At 70.9% G+C, this 14,894-nt stretch carries 11 protein-coding genes; 4 read left to right on the top strand and 7 right to left on the bottom strand.

All coding sequences use genetic code 11. From position 1 onward, the window contains the following. Positions 1–272: 272 nt before the first annotated feature. The 3 genes from OG381_RS17180 to OG381_RS17170 all read right to left on the bottom strand — a co-directional run bounded on the left by OG381_RS17180 (position 273) and on the right by OG381_RS17170 (position 5,483). The gene (locus OG381_RS17180) at positions 273–1,928 is read right to left on the bottom strand and encodes a CDP-alcohol phosphatidyltransferase (protein WP_327722481.1); all 1,656 of its coding nucleotides are present in this window, start codon (positions 1,926–1,928) and stop codon (positions 273–275) included. A gap of 205 nt (positions 1,929–2,133) precedes the next feature. Next, positions 2,134–4,077: an amylo-alpha-1,6-glucosidase gene (locus OG381_RS17175; protein ID WP_327716976.1), complete on the bottom strand. Its 1,944-nt coding sequence runs from the start codon at positions 4,075–4,077 to the stop codon at positions 2,134–2,136. Next, positions 4,074–5,483 carry an MGH1-like glycoside hydrolase domain-containing protein gene (locus tag OG381_RS17170; protein ID WP_327716974.1) on the bottom strand — a complete coding sequence of 470 codons (1,410 nt, stop codon included), beginning with the start codon at positions 5,481–5,483 and terminating at the stop codon, positions 4,074–4,076. The genes OG381_RS17175 and OG381_RS17170 overlap by 4 nt, the downstream gene beginning before the upstream one ends. Positions 5,484–5,603: 120 nt before the next feature. Between OG381_RS17170 and OG381_RS17165 the strand changes: the two genes are divergently transcribed. Both OG381_RS17165 and ppdK read left to right on the top strand, forming a co-directional pair. Further along, positions 5,604–6,800: an ROK family protein gene (locus OG381_RS17165; RefSeq protein WP_327716973.1), complete on the top strand. Its 1,197-nt coding sequence runs from the start codon at positions 5,604–5,606 to the stop codon at positions 6,798–6,800. A gap of 406 nt (positions 6,801–7,206) precedes the next feature. Continuing rightward, positions 7,207–9,927: a pyruvate, phosphate dikinase gene (gene ppdK / locus OG381_RS17160; protein WP_327716972.1), complete on the top strand. Its 2,721-nt coding sequence runs from the start codon at positions 7,207–7,209 to the stop codon at positions 9,925–9,927. A 145-nt stretch (positions 9,928–10,072) separates the two neighbouring features. Here the strand turns inward: ppdK and OG381_RS17155 are convergent, their stop codons facing one another. Continuing rightward, the gene (locus tag OG381_RS17155) at positions 10,073–10,465 is read right to left on the bottom strand and encodes an excalibur calcium-binding domain-containing protein (protein ID WP_327716971.1); all 393 of its coding nucleotides are present in this window, start codon (positions 10,463–10,465) and stop codon (positions 10,073–10,075) included. 193 nt (positions 10,466–10,658) lie between these two features. Further along, positions 10,659–11,819: an alkaline phosphatase PhoX gene (locus OG381_RS17150; protein ID WP_327716970.1), complete on the bottom strand. Its 1,161-nt coding sequence runs from the start codon at positions 11,817–11,819 to the stop codon at positions 10,659–10,661. 212 nt (positions 11,820–12,031) lie between these two features. Between OG381_RS17150 and OG381_RS17145 the strand changes: the two genes are divergently transcribed. Together OG381_RS17145 and OG381_RS17140 are read left to right on the top strand one after the other, a co-directional pair. Next, positions 12,032–12,961 (top strand): oxidoreductase, encoded by a 930-nt coding sequence (locus OG381_RS17145; protein WP_327716969.1) that lies wholly within the window; start codon positions 12,032–12,034, stop codon positions 12,959–12,961. 11 nt (positions 12,962–12,972) lie between these two features. Next, positions 12,973–13,416 (top strand): hypothetical protein, encoded by a 444-nt coding sequence (locus OG381_RS17140; protein WP_327716968.1) that lies wholly within the window; start codon positions 12,973–12,975, stop codon positions 13,414–13,416. Positions 13,417–13,431: 15 nt separating this feature from the next. On the opposite strand, the gene OG381_RS17135 is transcribed toward OG381_RS17140, so the two are convergent. After that, on the bottom strand, positions 13,432–14,199 hold the full coding sequence (locus OG381_RS17135; RefSeq protein ID WP_327716967.1) for an SDR family NAD(P)-dependent oxidoreductase: 768 nt from the start codon (positions 14,197–14,199) through the stop codon (positions 13,432–13,434). Between the two features lie 93 nt (positions 14,200–14,292). Next, complete coding sequence (locus OG381_RS17130; RefSeq protein ID WP_327716966.1) at positions 14,293–14,874, bottom strand: TetR/AcrR family transcriptional regulator; 582 nt, start codon at positions 14,872–14,874, stop codon at positions 14,293–14,295. Positions 14,875–14,894 lie beyond the last annotated feature (20 nt).

Here is a 14,894-nt window from a genome sequence, read left to right as displayed (position 1 = left end):
GCGCGACACGAGGGCTCGCCGTCTCGAACCTCCACCCACCCGCCGGGGCGCGTCACGAGGGGGCGCCGACCCCTCCACCTCTCGACGCAGGTCCAGGCAATCCCCGTCCCAAGCCCCCACCCGCCCGCCGGGGGCTTCGTTTCTCGGCGGTGGTCCGCGTTTTTCAGCCCGTCCGGCGTTTGAGGACGAGGCCCTTTCGGGGCCGACAGCGGGGGTCTGGGGGCGCAGCCCCCAGGGATGGGACGGGTAGGGGCGGCGGGGGCGAAAGAACCTCAGTCCTTTGACGGGTGTGGGGTCGAGCCGTAGGCCGTCAGGAAGCGGTCGCGGAAGGAGCTCATTTTCCAGACCGGGGCGTTGTGGGAGGGGCGTAGACCGTCGGTCCAGTTCCAGTTCGCGATCTTGTCCAGGACCTTCGGGTCCTTGGCCACGATCGAGACCGGCACGTCCCGGCTGGCGTGGTCGCCGCTGACACGGGCGATGGGCTGGTGATCGCCGAGGAAGACGAGAACGGTGTCGTCGGTGCCGTAGCGCTCCAGCCACTGGGTGAGGGCCGTCACCGAGTACTGGATCGACTTGCCGTACTCCTCACGGGACTTCGTCGAGTCGGTGACGATGTCACCGGGGTTCTTGCCGGCCTTCTGGATCGCGTCGAAGACCGAACCGTCGCCGAGCCGGTCCCAGTCCACCAGCTTCGGGATCGGCGCCCACGGCTGGTGACTCGACGTCAGGATGACCTCCGACATCAGCGGCTTGTCCCGCTTCTTGCCGTGGACGAGGCGCTGGAAGGCCTCCAGCGCATACTGGTCGGGCATCGTCGACCAGCTGAACTTCGGCCCCTGATAACCGAGTTGGAAGGCGTTGTAGACCTTGTCCAGGCCGTAGTACTTCGCCTCCGGCCAGCCCTTCTGGATCCCCGGCATCACCCCGACCGTGTCCCAGTCACCGGTCTTCTGGAACGCCTTGGTGAGCGTCAGATGCTCCCCGGAGGTCACCGTGCGATACCGCTGCTGGTTGTCGATCCACAGGCCCGACAGGAACGTCGAGTGCCCCAGCCAGCTGCTGCCCCCGTACGTCGCCGACGTCAGCCACCCGCTCTTGGCATGGAACCCCGTCTTGTCCAACGCCTTCGTCCGCGCCGCCAGCGTCGAGTCCACCCCCGGCGCCATGACCGGATCCTCGATCGCGCTACGGCCGTAACTCTCGATGAACGTGAAGATCACGTCCTTGCCCCGCAGATCGGGCACCAACTGCGCACCCGGCGTCGCCCCGAACGTGTCCGCCTTCGCCTCCTTCGCGAACGCCGCCTCGTCCCGGACCGTGTCCGCCACCCGCCGCGCCTGGATCTTCAGCGCGTCGGCGGCCCGGTCGGAGGCGATGGGCGTCCCGGCGATCTGCAGCCCGAGCGCGTAACAGGTGATCCACGCCAGCGCCGCGATGAGCGTGCCCCGCGCGGCGATCGGTCTGCTCGCCACCAGGACGTTGCTCAGCCGCACCGTCGCCAGTGCCATGACCCCCACCAGCAGCAGCACCAGCACGACCGCCCCGACGGCGGCCAGCACCGCGAACGTCCCGCCCATCGAATCCGCCACATACGACTGCGCGTCGTCCAGCAACTCCCAGTCGAGCACCAGGTTGAAGCCCCGCCCCAGATACTCCCGGAACCCCATGTCGAGCACGTTCAGCACGGTCAGCACGCCGAGCCCCACCCCGGCCACCACCGCCACGATCACCCGAGGACGGCGCGGCAACCACAACGCCACCGCCGCCCCGAGGATCGCCTCGGCGGGGATACGGGTGAACCGATTCGGCTTCAGCGCCCCCAGGGCGTTCGGCAACAGCAACGCCCCGAGGACGAGCAGCGCGGCAAGCGCGGTGACCGTCCACCGGAGGATCGGCGGACGCGCAGAAGGCGCGGGTGCATCCGGCAACTGGGGCGTGCGCAGAGTGACGGCCACCCGAGGGTCCTTCCGTACGGAACTTGGCACATTCCCGTACGGCTCTCTCACAAGGGCCGTTCACAGCACTGGGCAAACAGGCAGCAAACACCTGGCCAAGGGCAACTGCACCCACCTAAAGGGGCGCGGGGAACTGCGCGACCAGCCACAGACAACCCGCACCCGCCGGAAGACCCTTCTAGGCACCCCCTACCGCGGTCAGCAAGGCCAACGGCGCCGCCGCGGACCGAGACTCCCGCACGCACGCATGCGGATACGGCACCGGCTCCGGGTGTGAGTCCCGCCCGTACCCCGCGAGAACCTCCGGCAACCGATGCCCCGTGGCCGTCGCCGCGTCGACCAACGCATGCGCGACCACCCGCGCCTCGTCATGCAGCCCGTACCGGGCCAGCCCCAGCGTGATCAGCGCGTTGTCATGCGGCCACACCGACCCCCGGTGATACGAGAGCGGGTGATACGCCGACTGCCCGGCCGCCACCGTCCGCACCCCCCACCCGGAGAAGAAGTCCGGCTCCAGCAACCGCCGCCCCACCGCCTCCCCGTACTCCTTGTCCAGCAGCCCGGACCACAGCAGATGCCCGGCGTCCGAGGCCAGCGCGTCCACCTGCTGTCCCTCGCCGTCCAGCGCCAGCGCCGGAAACGTCCGGTCCGGCATCCAGAAGTCCCGCTGGAAACGGTCCCGCAGATCGCCCGCGGCCTGTTCGAGGAGCGCCGCGTACGTCTCGTCCGCCCAGACCGTCCGCGCCACCCAGGCCGTGCGCCGCAGCGCGTCGTACGCGTACCCCTGCGCCCCGGCCGCCATCACCGCCCCGCTCGCCCGCGTCCCGTCGGCCCAGCAGATCGCCCCGGGCGAGTCCTTCCAGTTCTGGTTGGCGAGCCCGCCCTGGTCGGCGCGGTACACGAGGTATCCGCGCGAGGTCAGCCCGCCGTGGTCCAGCATCCAGCCGATCGCCGCCCGGGCATGGGACTCCAGACGCCGGGCCATCGCGACGTCCCCGGTGTGCTCCACATACGCCCCGAGCAGCACCAGGAACAACGGCGTCGCGTCCACCGAGCCGTAGTAACGCCCGTACGGCACCTGGCCGAAGTGCGCCAGCTCCCCGTGCCGCACCTCGTGCACGATCTTTCCGGGCTGCGCCACCGAGTCCGCGCCGACCTCCGTGGCCTGGGCCGCGGCGAGCGCGGGGAGGGTGGCGGCGGCCAGCTGGGGGCGGTAGGGGAGGGCGAACAGCGAGGTGAGCAGCGCGTCGCGGCCCAGCAGGGTCAGGAACCAGGGCGCGCCGGCGGCCGGGACGCGCAGTTCCTCGCCGTCCGGTCCGGTCGCCGGGACCTGGAGCGAGGCGAGGTCGGCGAGGCCACGCGCGCACGCGGCGGCCAGTTCGGGCCAGCCGGTCGGGAAGGCGGCGCCCTCCACGAACTCGCCTTCCATGGCGAGGAGTTGTGCGTTCAGCGCGGCCGGTGACTGGGGCACTCGCAGGGCCCGTTTGTCGCCGTGGGGCCGTGCCATCACCCGCAGCGTCAGTTCCGCCGTGCCGTGCGGCTCCAGTTCCAGCGTCCAGACCAGGCGCCGGGCTCCGGTGCCCGTCTCCTCGACGCCGTCCGGAGCGGGCTCGGCCGTCACCGTCGTACGGGAACGCCATTCGCCGCGCTGGTAGGTGAACTCGACGCCCGCGTCGAGGACTTCCCGGGAGCGGGTGGCTCCGGTCTTCGGGTAGGTGCGGTAGTCGGAGCGGAGTTCGAACTGGTCGGTGAAGTCGGCGTCGGCGGTGACCGCGAGCCGGACCGTGGTCGGCGTCGGGCGGTTGCTGGTGACGCGCAGGGACTCGATGAACGAGCCGTCGCCCACGGCCTGTTCGCGGAAGATCGTGTACGCGGGCGGTTCCTGGCGGCCGCCGCGCGGGACGAGGACACAGCGCGCGGTGTCGCCGTCGGCGACGGGGGTGAGGGCCTCGGGCACGGCGCCGTCGACCGTCAGCTGCCAGCGGCTGAGGTGGCGGGCGTCGCGTACGAACAAGCCTTCCGGGGACGGGGAGACGCCGCCCCGGACCCCGCTGATGTCTCCGCCGTCGCCCACGGCTGCGAACGTCCCGCCGTGCACGAGCAGATGATGCCGGTCCGTCATTGCCGGTCCCCTCCCTTGGCTGTGCCGGTGTGCAGCAGATCGAGCGTGAGCGCGGCGGTCCAGCCGAAGCCGGTCGCGCCGCAGGCCTCACCGGTGTACGGGTCGACGTACTCGGCGAAGCCCGAGGTGTCCGCGATGTCGAGAACGGCCCGGCGCAGGGCGTCGGCGCGGCCTCGCTCACCGTGGGTGCGCAGGCCCCGCTCCACCAGCCAACCGGTGTTGAACCAGGCCGGGCCCCGCCAGTAGCGGTGCGGGTCGAAGGCCTCGCCGAGAAGGTCGTAGCTGGGCACGAGGCGGGTGGTGCCGCCCAGGCCGAAGTGCTTGGAGGCGGCCGTACGGACGAGCGCCTCGACGATGTCCCGGGGGAGCGTCGGCAGCAGGAGCGGGATGAGCCCGGACACGCTGCGCTCGGGGATCAGGCCCCCGCCCCGCACGTCCCGGCAGAAGAACATGCCCTGCGCCGGGTCCCACAGCCGGTCGATCAGCGCCGCCGTCAGACGCTCGGCGCGCGCGTGCCGGGCCGTGCCGGTCGCGCCCAGCTCCTGCGCGATACGGGCGAGGGCGTGCTCGGAGGCGATGAGCAGGGCGTTGAAGGAGGGGTCCTCGACGGCGAACTCGCTACGGCCGCCCCCTTGTCTCCCGTCCAGCCCGTCCCGGTACTCCCCGTCCCGGTAGTCCGTCGCCAGCCGCACGTACCGCCCGTAGTCCAGATCCGTCGGCCGGTCCTCCGCCGACCCGTGGTCGAGGTCGGCGCGCCGGAAGGAGCGGGCGGGGGCGGGGGTGACGCGGGAGAGCGGCAGGTCCCAGCAGGGGCTGTTGTCCATCCCCTGCTCCCAGGGGTGCACGACGGACGCCAGAGACCCGCCGCCCAGGTCCCGCCGGTGCAGCAGATAGCGGTGCCAGGCCGCCAGCCGGGGGTACATCCGGGTGAGGAAGCCGCGCGCCCGGGACAGACCAGGGTCCGAGCAGTGCACCAGCCACGCGGCCAGCGCGTGCACCGGTGGCTGCACGATGCCCGAGGTCTGTACGGTGCGCGGGGCGCCCGCAGCGCGCCCCGCGGTCGAGGAGCGCCAGAAGTCGGGGCTCGGGAAGTACGCGTCGAGCGGCACGGAGGGGTTGAAGACGATGTGCGGGATGCGCCCGTCGTCCCACTGGGCGGCGAGGAGCGTCTCCAGTTCCGTCTGCGCCCTGAGCGGCGACAGATGCCGCAGGCCGATCGCGATGAACGCCGAGTCCCACGACCACTGGTGTGGATACAGGCCGCGTGAGGGCACTGTGGAGGTGCCGGTCCAGTTGTCCTCCAGGACCCGGGCGGCCCTGCTGTGCAGCGAACTCCGGGTCGGAGGTGGATCGTATACAAACTCACGTTCTGTGAGACGGGCTGTGAGCTGGGCAGTGCGATCCACTCGGGGCTCCCCGAAAGACGTCCGGCCGACCGGTTCGGTCGTGGCTACCGTAGGGTTACGTCTATTTAACACGCAAAACTCAATATGTAATGCAGAGTTGAGAAACACAAGGGGGTGCGCATGACCGGACGGGGTCAGGGAAGCGCCGGCGATCTGCTCGAACTGGTACGAAGCGGGCGCGCGATCACACGCGGCGCGCTCCAGCAGGCCACCGGGCTGTCCCGTGCCACCGTCGGCCAGCGCCTGGACCGGCTCTTCCGCGCGGGCTGGCTGCGCGAGGGCGCCGGCGGTCCCGTGGACTCCCCGCTCGGCGGGCGCCCCTCCATCACCCTGGAGTTCGACGACGCCCATGCCGTCGTCCTCGCCGCCGACCTGGACACCCGGCACGCCCGCGCGGCCGTCGTGTCGCTGACCGGCGAGCTTCTCGCCGAGCACAGCGGCACGCTCGTCATCGAGGACGGGCCGGACGTGGTGCTGGGGGAACTGGGCCGCTGGTTCGCCGAACTGCTGGAGAAGGCGGGCCACCGCGCGGACGAGGTCTGCGGGATCGGGCTCGCGGTGCCGGGACCGGTCGACAGCGAGAGTGGCCGAGTGGTCCAGCCACCGATGATGCCGGGCTGGGACGGCTACGACATAAGAGGCCGCCTCGCCCGCTCCTTCACCGAACACACGGGGGCGGCCGCGGTGCCGGTCCTCGTCGACAACGACGCCAACCTCATGGCGTACGGCGAACAGCGCACGTCCTGCCCCGACTGCTCGGCGTTCGTGCTGGTCAAGGTGTCGACCGGCATCGGTGCCGGGGTCGTCGTCGGCGGCTCGATCTTCCGGGGCATCGACGGGGGCGCCGGGGACATCGGCCATATCCGGGTGGGCGCGGACGCGCTGTGCCGGTGCGGTTCCCGCGGCTGTCTGGCCGCCGTCGCCAGTGGTGGCGCCGTGGCGCGGCGGCTGGCCGAGGCCGGGGTGCCCGCGGCCTCCGGAGCGGATGTGCGGGACCTGCTGACCGCCGGTCATCCGGAGGCGGCCGCGCTCGCCCGCGAGGCCGGGCGGCAGGTCGGGGACGTCCTGGCGACCGTGGTGACGCTGCTGAACCCCGGGGTCCTGATGATCGCCGGAGATCTGGCCGGAACCGCCTTCCTCACCGGGGTCCGGGAGCTGCTGTACCAGCGGGCGCTGCCGCGCTCGACCGCTCATCTGGACGTCGTGACATCACGGCTGGGGGAGCGGGCCGGACTGGTGGGGGCGGGGGCGCTGGTCGTGGAGCACCTCTACGCCCCTGAGCGGGTCGAGGAGCGGCTGGCCGCGCTCGGTGTGTGACCGGCGTATTTCGGTCCGGACACCCGTCCGCATGGTGAAATCCCGGCGCCTGTGGCAGCGTGATTCTCGCCACCCCTGATAGGGGTAGCGCTCAGATGAGCGGATCTTGAGCGACTGCACTTCTCCAAGGGGTGGCACTCGGTGCCACCCCTTGATCGTTCATCGATCGAAATCAGGCGTGCCGAATGCCGCTCAGGTGAGCGATATGCCGCCACTTCGAGAGTCGCTGTGTTCAAGAAGTGAAAACATCCGGGCCCCGTCGCTTGCCAAGCTTTGACTTTCAATCCGCTGGCGGACGAGTGGTTACAGGCACATGACGCGCAAGTGGACCTCCCCAGACGCCTTCGATCTGGGTATGTTCCCCGTCGTCAGGGCAGCCACCGCGTGCTCGAGGGAGTCGAGAACCGTGTCGGAAAACAAAGAACCCCACGTAGCGAAGTTCGTTTACGACTTCACCGAGGGAAACAAGGACCTCAAGGACCTCCTGGGTGGCAAGGGCGCGAACCTCGCCGAGATGACCAACCTGGGACTCCCCGTTCCTCCCGGCTTCACCATCACGACCGAAGCCTGCAAGGTCTACCTGGAGAGCGGCGCGGAGCCCGTGGCACTGCGTGACGAGGTGAGTGCACACCTCGAAGCGCTCGAGACGCAGATGAGCAAGAAGCTCGGCCAGGCCGACAACCCGCTCCTCGTCTCGGTCCGCTCCGGCGCCAAGTTCTCCATGCCCGGCATGATGGACACGGTCCTGAACATCGGTCTCTCCGACAGGTCGGTGAAGGGCCTCGCCGAGCAGGCGGGCGACGAGCGGTTCGCCTGGGACTCCTACCGCCGTCTCATCCAGATGTTCGGCAAGACGGTCCTCGGCGTCGACGGCGAGCTCTTCGAGGAGGCGCTGGAGGCGGCGAAGGCGGCCAAGAAGGTCCACGTCGACACGGACCTGGAGGCGGCCGACCTCAAGAAGCTCGTCACCAAGTTCAAGAAGATCGTCAAGACCGAGGCCGGGCGCGACTTCCCGCAGGACCCGCGCGAGCAGATGGACCTCGCCATCCACGCGGTCTTCGACTCCTGGAACACCGACCGCGCCAAGCTCTACCGCCGCCAGGAGCGCATCCCCGGCGACCTGGGCACCGCCGTCAACGTCTGTTCGATGGTCTTCGGCAACCTCGGCCCCGACTCCGGCACCGGCGTCGCCTTCACCCGCGACCCGGCCAGCGGCCACCAGGGCGTCTACGGCGACTACCTCCAGAACGCCCAGGGCGAGGACGTCGTCGCCGGTATCCGCAACACGGTCCCGCTCGCGGAGCTGGAGTCGATCGACAAGAAGTCGTACGACCAGCTGATGCAGATCATGGAGACCCTGGAGAACCACTACAAGGATCTCTGCGACATCGAGTTCACCATCGAGCGCGGCCAGCTCTGGATGCTCCAGACCCGGGTCGGCAAGCGCACGGCGGGCGCGGCCTTCCGTATCGCCACGCAGCTCGTGGACCAGGGCCTGATCGACGAGGCCGAGGCGCTCCAGCGCGTCAGCGGCGCCCAGCTGGCCCAGCTGATGTTCCCGCGCTTCGACGAGGACACGAAGGTCCAGACGGTCGGCCGGGGCATCGCGGCGTCGCCTGGCGCGGCGGTCGGCAAGGCGGTCTTCGACTCGTACACCGCGGTGAAGTGGTCGCGCTCCGGCGAGAAGGTCATCCTGGTCCGCCGGGAGACCAACCCCGACGACCTGGACGGCATGATCGCCGCCGAGGGCATCCTGACCTCGCGCGGCGGCAAGACCTCGCACGCGGCCGTGGTCGCGCGCGGCATGGGCAAGACCTGTGTGTGCGGTGCCGAGGAGCTGGAGGTCGACACCAAGCGGCGGCGGATGACGGTGCCCGGCGGCCATGTCGTCGAGGAGGGCGACATCATCTCCATCGACGGGTCCAGCGGCAAGGTGTACCTCGGCGAGGTGCCCGTCGTCCCCTCCCCGGTCGTGGAGTACTTCGAGGGCCGGATGCACGCGGGTGCGCAGGACGCCGACGAGCTGGTCGAGGCCGTGCACCGGATCATGGCGTTCGCCGACCGCAAGCGCCGGCTGCGGGTGCGGGCCAACGCGGACAACGCCGAGGACGCCATGCGCGCCCGTCGCTTCGGGGCCCAGGGCATCGGCCTGTGCCGCACCGAGCACATGTTCCTCGGCGACCGGCGTGAACTGGTCGAGCGCCTCATCCTGGCCGACACGGAGACCGAGCGCGAGGAGTCGCTGAAGCAGCTGCTTCCGCTCCAGAAGCAGGACTTCGTGGAGCTGTTCGCGGCGATGGACGGCCTGCCGGTGACGGTCCGGCTCCTGGACCCGCCGCTGCACGAGTTCCTGCCGGACATCACCGAACTGTCGGTCCGCGTCGCGCTCGCGGAGTCCCGTCAGGAGCCGCACGAGAACGAGCTGCGGCTGCTCCAGGCGGTCCACCGGCTGCACGAGCAGAACCCGATGCTGGGTCTGCGCGGTGTACGCCTCGGCCTCGTCATCCCGGGCCTGTTCACGATGCAGGTACGGGCGATCGCGGAGGCGGCGGCCGAGCGGAAGGCCGCGAAGGGCGACCCGCGCGCGGAGATCATGATCCCGCTCGTCGGCACGGTCCAGGAGCTGGAGATCGTCCGCGAGGAGGCCGACCAGGTCATCGCGGAGGTCGAGGCGGCGACGGGCACCGAGCTCAAGCTGACGATCGGCACGATGATCGAGCTCCCGCGCGCCGCGCTGACCGCCGGTCAGATCGCGGAGGCGGCGGAGTTCTTCAGCTTCGGCACGAACGACCTCACCCAGACGGTGTGGGGCTTCAGCCGGGACGACGTGGAGGCGTCCTTCTTCACGGCGTACCTGGAGAAGGGCATCTTCGGCGTCAGCCCGTTCGAGACGATCGACAGGGACGGTGTCGGCTCCCTGGTCAAGCTGGCGGCGGAGGCGGGCCGCAAGACCCGCCCCGACCTCAAGCTCGGCGTCTGCGGCGAGCACGGCGGTGACCCGGAGTCGGTCCACTTCTTCCACGAGGTCGGCCTGGACTACGTCTCCTGCTCGCCCTTCCGTATCCCGGTGGCCCGCCTGGAGGCCGGCCGCGCGGCCTCGCAGTCGGCGGGCAGCGACCACCGCTAGGGCCGTACGGCCTGCTGGGCCGCACGGCCACCACGACCCCGGAACCGACGCCTGTCCCCGACCCTCAGTACCGATGGGCGCCGGTTCCGGATCACCAGGAAGGGGCGTCACCCTTGTGCGGGGGTGGCGCCCCTTCGGGCTGCGTTCAGTGGTGGTCCGCGCGCCGCCTGTTCACGACGACCAGGACGCCCGCCCCGGCGAGCATGACGGACATGCCGGCGGCCGCGAAGTACGGCGTGTTGTCATCGCCGCCGGTCTCGGCGAGGTCCGTGTCCTTCGGGGCCGCGGCCTCCGCCTCCTGGTCCTTGGCGGGGGTGAAGTCCGCGGGCGGGCTGTCGCAGCCGATGCCGTCGCCGTCCCGGTCCAGATGGGTGCCGTAGTGCTCGTCGCTCTCGGGGATGTTCGCGTAGCCGTTCTCGTACGCCTCGGTGCAGTTGGCGAACGGGTGGCCGCCGTCGTGCGCCCGGGCGGCTGAGGGCAGGACGGCGAGGGCCAGCGCGGCGACGACGATGGCGCCGGGCTTGCGGAGCAGGTTCACGGCGGGTCCTTACGGGGTTGGTGGTGACAAGAGGTGCCCGAAGGTAGTGCGAGACCGTGTGGGTGGAAGTGCTGTGAAGAACCCGTGACGCGAACGTGACGCGACCGAACGGAAGCGCACAGTGACCGCTCAAGTCCGGTCGCGCGTAAGGACATTGTGATCCGCCCGGCAAAGTCGGCTGAGGCGGCGAGCCCTATGAGCGGAACGGACCCGTCACCTCGTACGTGATTCCGCCCGATGAACTCCCCGTCGTGCCCCGCTGGCTGGAGAAGTACAGCCGGGTGCCGTTCGGGGAGAACGCCGGGCCGGTGATTTCCGAGGAGGACTGGCCGTCGATTCTGAGGAACGGTGTCACCACGTCGTCCGGGGTGATCAGGCAGATGTCCATGCTGCCGCCGTCCTCGGCGACGTAGAGGTCGCCGGAGGGGGAGCCGGTGATGTTGTCGACGCCGGTGAGCGGGGCCGTTCCCGAGGTGACCAGGGAGTCGTCGTAGGCCAACTCGTAAGTGTTCGCGGTGAGGTTGAGCTGCCAGACGCGGTTGTCGCCCTTGGTCGTGAACCAGACCTTGTCGTCGGCGTAGTGGCAGCCCTCGCCGCCGTTGAAGGACTTGGAGCCGGAGACCTGGGTGCGGGTCGACGTGGGGGAGCCGTCCGGGTCGGGGACGGTCGTCCAGGTGTAGGAGCCCGAGGTGGCGGTGCCGGCGACCAGGACCTGGAGGGTGCCGGAGGCGAGGCTGCCCCAAGTCGTCGGCACGAAGCGGTAGAAGCGGCCGTTCGTCTCGTCCTCGGTCAGATAGATCACCCGGCGGACCGGGTCGGCGGCGGCCGCCTCGTGCTTGAAGCGGCCCATCGCCGGCCGCTGCACCGCCGCGTTCGTGCCCCACGGATCGGTCTCGTAGACGTACCCCCGGTCGACCTCCTCGCAGGACAGCCAGGTGTTCCACGGGGTCCTGCCGCCCGCGCAGTTCTGCCGGGTGCCGGACAGGATGCGGTACGCCGAGGTGATCGTGCCGCTCGACGAGAACCGCACCGCGCTCGCGCCGCCGGAGGGGTTGATCTCCGAGTTGGAGACGTAGATCCAGCCCGTACCGTCCGCGTAACACGCGCCGCCGTCCGGGGCGTTGTGCCAGGTGTACGACGTTCCGGTGACCGTCTGGCCCGAGCGGGCGATGACCCGGCTGGTGAAGCCCGACGGGAGTCTGATGCCGTTGGCGTCCGGGGAGCCGAGCGCCCCGTAGGGGCCCGCGCCGGGCTGGGCCGGTGCGGCGTACGCGGCGCCGCGCCACAGGGTGCCGCCGAAGACGGCGGAGGTGCCGCCGATGGCGGTCGCACGGAGGAAGGTACGACGTTCCACTGTCGCTCCAAGGGGTGCCGTGACCGTCCCGCCACCGGTCGGCGACGGGAGCGTGCGGGTGGGAACCTAGGGGAACTTGGTAGCCATGTCATGGACAGGCCATGAACGCGTGGTCCATGGCGAGTCCAGGGTTTCCCGGCGTCCTGTCGACGGCGGGCCCCATCGGGGGCAGGCTGGCGGCAAGCGCCGAAGCGGCGGGAAGGAGCCCGGGCATGCCCTCCGGCTGGAACGAGCAGCACATCCCCGAACAGCACGGCCGCACCGCCGTCGTCACCGGTGCCAACAGCGGCATCGGCTACGTCACCGCGCGCGAGCTGGCACGCAAGGGCGCCCGGGTGGTGCTCGCCTGCCGGAGCGAGGCGCGCGGTACCGAGGCGGGGGACCGGCTGGTCACCGAAGTGCCGGGCGCACAGGTGGAGTTCGCCCGGCTCGACCTCGGAGATCTCGCCTCCGTACGGGAGTTCGCGCGGACACTGCCGTACGACCGGCTCGACCTGCTGATCAACAACGCGGGCGTGATGGCTCTGCCGTACGGCACCACGGCGGACGGCTTCGAGACCCAGTTCGGCGTCAACCACCTCGGCCACTTCGCCCTCACCGGGCTGCTGCTGCCCGCGCTGCTCGACACCCCGGGCGCGCGGGTGGTGACCGTCTCCAGCACGACGCACGCCCTGGCCAACATCGACATCGACGACCTCAACAGCGAGCGCAGATACCGCCGTTGGGTCGCCTACGCCCGCTCCAAGACCGCCAACCTGCTCTTCACCCACGAACTGGCCCGCAGGCTCGCCGCCCACGGCTCCGACGTCGTCGCGGCGGCCGCCCACCCGGGATACGCGGCGACCAACCTCCAGGCGGCCGGACCCCGGATGGCGGGCCGCCGCTTCACCGAGCGCTTCATGGCCGTCGGCAACAGGTTCTTCGCCCAGCCGGCGCAGGCGGGTGCCCTCCCCACCCTCTACGCCGCCACCGCCCCCGACGTGCCCCCCGACTCCTTCACCGGCCCGTCCCTCGCGGGCTGGCGCGGGTCGCCGGGACCGTCCTGGCGAGCGCCCTGGACCCGCAACGACCAGGCGGGCGAACGGCTTTGGGCCGCGTCCGAGGGGCTCACGGGAGTGTCGTACGACGTGCTGAAGGCCTAGGGTCACTCGCCATGCGACCGGACTTACCGACGAGGCTGCCGAAGCATCCCCTCAACGCCCCGCTGCTGGAGTACCTGCGGGCGCAGGGTGCTCCACCGGGCGGACCGGGCGACTCCACGTTGGGTGAGTGGCAGCTGCACGCGCACCCCGATCTGTTGGATCGGCTGCAGGAGTTGGCTCTGGGCGTGCCCCTGAACGCCGCCTACGGCATACCGCTCCTGGCGCACAAGGGCGTCGCGGCCGTCGCCGCCCAGGGGACGGGCACCTTGCTGATGCGCCTGCCCGAGCCACCGGCCGACCTCCGGGAGGGCCGCTGGCCGGTCCCCGAGCTCACCGGTCACGGATGGTGGACCGTCGATGCCTGGCAGAGCGACCTGCGCACCGTCGAGGGGGACCACAGGCTCCTGACGGCCATCGAGCAGGCGTTGTCCCACACCCGGGACCTCATGTCCTAGCGCTCGCGGGGACGTTCACGCGGTCTTGCCGCTGTCCACCACCAGGTCCGTGCCCACCACGGACGCGGCGTCGTCCGAGGCCAGATAGAGGACCGCGGCAGCGATCTCCGCCGTGGTGGAGGCGCGGCCGAGCGGCACCGAGTTCTCCAGGCGCTCGGCGCGCCCGGCCTCCGTCTCGCCGGGGAGCAGGGACATCTCCGTCTCCACGGGACCGGGGCTGACCGCGTTGATGCGGACCCCGTCGCCGATGTGGTCGCGTGCGGCGCCCCGGGTGAGGACGGAGACGGCGGCCTTGCCGGCGGCGTACGCGGTGGCGCCCGGGTGGCGGGCGTGGACGCCGAAGACGGAGGCGATGTTGACGATCGCGCCGCCGGAGGGCTGGGACCGCATCTGACGGACCTCGGCCTGGAGGGCGTGGAAGACGCCGGTGACGTTGATGGCGAGCTGTTCGGTCCAGTCGGACTCCGAAAGGTCGGCCAGCGGCTGCCCGCCCCGGAAGACGCCCGCGTTGTTGACCGCCACGTCGAGGGAGCCGAAGTGGTCCACGGCGGCGGCCACGACGGCCCGGACGTCGGCGGCCCGGGAGACGTCGGCGGTGAGCGCCAGCGCCTTGCCGCCCGCCTCCTCGATCAGGGCCGTCGTGGCGTCGAGGGGTTCCCGCCGCCGCCCGGCCACGACGACCTGCGCCCCCTCGGCGGCGAACGCCAGCGCGACGGCACGGCCGATGCCGGAGCCGGCGCCGGTCACGAGAACGGTCCTGTCGTGGAAACGCGTGCTGGTCATGATCTCCCCTTATTCTTGACCGAACGGTTCAGTATGGCGCCAAATAAAAACGGCGACCCTCGGTGGACGGTGGCCCTCGGTGGGCAGCCGCCCTCAGTCCAGCAGTGTCAGAGCCTGTTCCGCCGCGTCCCGCACCCGCGCCGGGTCCGGGGACGCCTTGCCCACCACCTTGAGGCCCTGGAGCAGCACCAGCAGCATGCGGGCGAGGGCGAGCGGATCGTGGCCCGCCCCGAGCTCGCCCTGGGCCCCGGCGCGGACCAGCGCCGAGTGCAGCACCGTCTCCACGTGGTCCCAGTTCCGCTCGACCTGCCGCGCGGCGGCCGGGTCGTGCGGGGCGAGCTCGGCCGCCGTGTTGGTGATGAAACAGCCGTTCAGGCGCAGGTTCTCGGCGGTGGCCTCGTCCGCGTAACGCCGGACGAGCGCCCGTACCGCGGGCAGGACCGGGCCCGGCCGGGACAGCTCCCCGAGCAGGTCCGGGAGCTGTTCCTGGTAGCGCTCCAGTGCCTTCAGATACAGCTCGTGCTTGTTGCCGAAGGTCGCGTAGAGGCTGGCGCGGCCGATGCCGAGGTGCTCGACGAGGTCGGACATGGACGTCGCCTCGTAGCCGCGCCGCCAGAACAGCTCCAGGGCTGCCTGCAGCGCGGCCTCCGGATCGAACTCCTTGGTCCTGGCCACGTGTCGCAGCCTAGATCCAA

The organism is Streptomyces sp. NBC_00490 (assembly GCF_036013645.1).
Classification (GTDB): Bacteria; Actinomycetota; Actinomycetes; order Streptomycetales; family Streptomycetaceae; genus Streptomyces; species Streptomyces canus_F.
Note: the sequence above shows the minus strand (reverse complement) of the source record. Positions and strands in the feature narration are given on the sequence as shown.